The 2,774-nt window shown below is 74.7% G+C and carries 4 protein-coding genes; all 4 read left to right on the top strand.

All coding sequences use genetic code 11. The features are described 5' to 3' along the window. A partial coding sequence (locus L0B03_RS16130) for an alanine racemase (RefSeq protein ID WP_250447766.1) occupies positions 1-602 on the top strand: 602 nt, incomplete at its 5' end. After that, positions 599-1,588, top strand: coding sequence for a D-alanine--D-alanine ligase (locus L0B03_RS16135; protein WP_250447768.1), 990 nt, complete (start codon positions 599-601; stop codon positions 1,586-1,588). The genes L0B03_RS16130 and L0B03_RS16135, both read left to right, overlap by 4 nt. Beyond that, positions 1,585-2,586: an acyltransferase gene (locus L0B03_RS16140; RefSeq protein ID WP_250447770.1), complete on the top strand. Its 1,002-nt coding sequence runs from the start codon at positions 1,585-1,587 to the stop codon at positions 2,584-2,586. Before L0B03_RS16135 ends, L0B03_RS16140 begins: the two co-directional genes overlap by 4 nt. Then, on the top strand, positions 2,583-2,774 hold a 192-nt coding region (locus tag L0B03_RS16145), incomplete at its 3' end, for a hypothetical protein (protein ID WP_250447772.1). The genes L0B03_RS16140 and L0B03_RS16145, both read left to right, overlap by 4 nt.

Consider the following 2,774-nt stretch of genomic DNA (forward strand, 5'->3'; position numbering starts at 1 on the left):
GCCGGGAGGCCTTCGACCGGGGTCTGGCCGTGGCCCGTGCGGCAGGCCTACGGCCTCGGCACCGCCACCTCGCTGCCACGGCCGCCACGCTCACCGACCCGGCCGCGCACCACACCATGGTCCGGGTCGGTGCTGGGCTGGTGGGCATCGACCCGTCGGGCTCCACCGCGTTGCGCCCGGCGCTGACACTCACCGCTCCGGTGGTCTCGGTCCGGCAGGTGCCGGCCGGGACCGGCGTGGGCTACGGACACGCGTGGACGAGCTCGCGGGCGACGACCCTGGCGCTGCTCCCCGTCGGTTACGCCGACGGCCTCCCGCGGGCGGCCGCCGGTCGCAGCGAGGTGCTGCTCGGGGGTCGACGGCGCCCTGTGGTCGGGCGCATCTCCATGGATCAGGCGGTCGTCGACCTCGGCCCCGGCTCCCCGGTCCGCCCTGGTGACACCGCGACCGTGGTCGGCACCGGGGGCGACGGGGCACCCACCGCCGCCGAGTGGGCCCGTTGGGCCCAGGCCCTGGAGCACGAGGTCGTCACGGGACTGGGTTCGGCCCCCCCTCGCGTCCGCCGTCGCGTCACCACCCACCCCACCTGGAGCCCTTCATGACCCCCACCACCCCTCGGGTCGCCGTCGTGGGCGGCGGCACCAGCAGTGAGCACGAGGTGTCCCTGGCGTCCGCGGCGGCCGCCGCGGACGCCCTCCGCGACGGCGATTGGGACCTCGTCCCCCTGACGATCGCGCCTGACGGCACCTGGTACCTCGGGGGCTTCGCAGGCGGGCACCGGCTCGAGCTCGCCGACGCGGTCGGGATCCTGAGCGGCTGCGACGTGGTGCTGCCGCTGGTGCACGGCCGCGGTGGCGAGGACGGCACGCTGGCCGCCCTGTGCGAGCTCGCCGGGGTCCCCCATGTCGGCTCGGGCGTCGGCGCTGGGGCGATCGCGATGGACAAGTGGACCACCAAGCTCGTCGCCGGCGCTCTGGGGCTCCGCGTGGCCCCGGGCAGGTTGCTGACCCGCGCCGACCAGGCCCGAGACCGCGTGACGCCACCGGTGGTGGTCAAGCCTGTCTCTGGTGGTTCGAGCCACGGCGTCACCCTGGTGCGCCGTCGTGAGGATCTCGACGGCGCGCTGACGGCCGCCTTCGCCCTGGACGACCGCGTGCTGGTGGAGGAGCTCGTCGTCGGCCGGGAGGTCGACGTCGCCGTCCTGGGGCGCCCCGACGGGTCCCGGGTCGTGGCGCCGGCCCTGGAGATCGTCTGCGAGGGGGTCTTCGACGCCGGCGCCAAGTACGGCGGTCACGCCGACTTCCGGGTGCCCGCCGTCCTCGGCGCCGGGCAGCGGACCGAGCTGGAGGACGCCGCGGTCCGGGTCTACGACGCTCTGGGTTGCCGTGGCGTCGCGCGGATCGACTTCTTCCTCACCGCGACGGGCCCGGTGCTCAACGAGGTCAACACCATCCCGGGGTTCACCCCGGCCTCCCAGGTGCCCCGGATGTTCGCCGCCGCCGGCACCAGCTACGCCCAGCTGCTCACCATGCTCCTGGAGGACGCGCTGCTCGAGGCAGGTCGACCGGTCGCCGTGCTGCAGAGATGACCGCCACGACGGTCCAGCACGCGCGCATCGACGGCCTGGACCTCGTCCGTGGCCTCGCGGTGGCCCTGGTCATGGCCCGCCACGCGCTGCCTGGCGCCGCCCCCGGGGCCGGGGTGGTGGGTGTGGTGGCCTTCTTCACCCTGTCCGGGTTCCTGATCACGGGCCTCCTGGTCCAGGAGCACACCCGGTACGGCCGGGTCGACCTGCGCCGGTTCTACCGTCGGCGGGTGCGACGCCTGGTCCCGCCCCTGGTGGTGCTGCTGGTGGTCTACGCGCTGGTCACCGCTGTGCTGGACCCGCTCGACGACCGTGCGAGCCTGCTGCGGGACCTGGCGGTGGCCGCCACATGGACGGGCAACCTGCCCCACCTGGTTCCCAGTGGTGCGACGTTCCACCTGTGGACGCTGGCCACCGAGGAGCAGTTCTACCTGGTGTGGCCTGCGCTGCTGGTGTTCTGCCTGAGAGCCGGCCGGCCCCGTCTGGCTGTGGGGACAGCGATGGTGGTGACCGTGGCCGCGCTGCTGGCCACCGCCTGGTGGTCTGCCGACGCCCCGGAGATCGCCTACGCGCTGCCCACCAGCTGGGCGCCCGCGTTCGTGATCGGTGCGACGGCCCGGCTGCTGGCACCTAAGGTGCAGCTGGGGGCACCGGCGGCCGCTGCGGCCACGGCCGGGTTGCTGCTCCTGGCCGTGGTCCCTTTGCGAGGGCACACGTGGACCTACCTCGCGGCCGGTCCGGCGATCGCCGCTCTGACCGCGGTCCTGGTCCTGGCAGCGGTGCACTGGAGAGAGGTGACGGGATGGCCCCTGAGGTGGCTGGTCGGGCTCGGCACCGTCTCCTACGCCGCCTACCTGTGGAACTACCCGCTGACCCTGTGGCTGCGTCCTCTCCCCTTCGGCGCGGTGCTGGCGGTCCTGGCCACGGTGGGCATGGCGGCGCTGAGCTGGCACCTGGTGGAGCGGCCGCTGACCGCACGCTGGGCGAGAACCAGCCCGTGAGCGGGTGGGCGCGGGCACGGCGGTCGCTGACCGACGTGGGCCCGGACGCCGTCCCGGCCCTGGCCGTCACCGTGGTGGGGCTGCTGGAGGCTCGCTCTGCCGCCGTGGAGGCACCGGGCGCCGTCGTCGAGCTGACCGTGCTGGTCGTGGCGACGGCGGTGGCCGTCGGCCTGTGGCGACGGGCGCCA

This window comes from Actinotalea sp. C106 (assembly GCF_023630195.1).
In the GTDB taxonomy this organism is placed as follows: domain Bacteria; phylum Actinomycetota; class Actinomycetes; order Actinomycetales; family Cellulomonadaceae; genus Actinotalea.

Excerpts from the sequence above, each read along its gene's own strand:
- L0B03_RS16135 (WP_250447768.1), top strand. The coding sequence starts at position 599 with ATGACCCCCACCACCCCTCGGGTCGCCGTCGTGGGCGGCGGCACCAGC.
- L0B03_RS16140 (WP_250447770.1), top strand. The coding sequence starts at position 1,585 with ATGACCGCCACGACGGTCCAGCACGCGCGCATCGACGGCCTGGACCTC.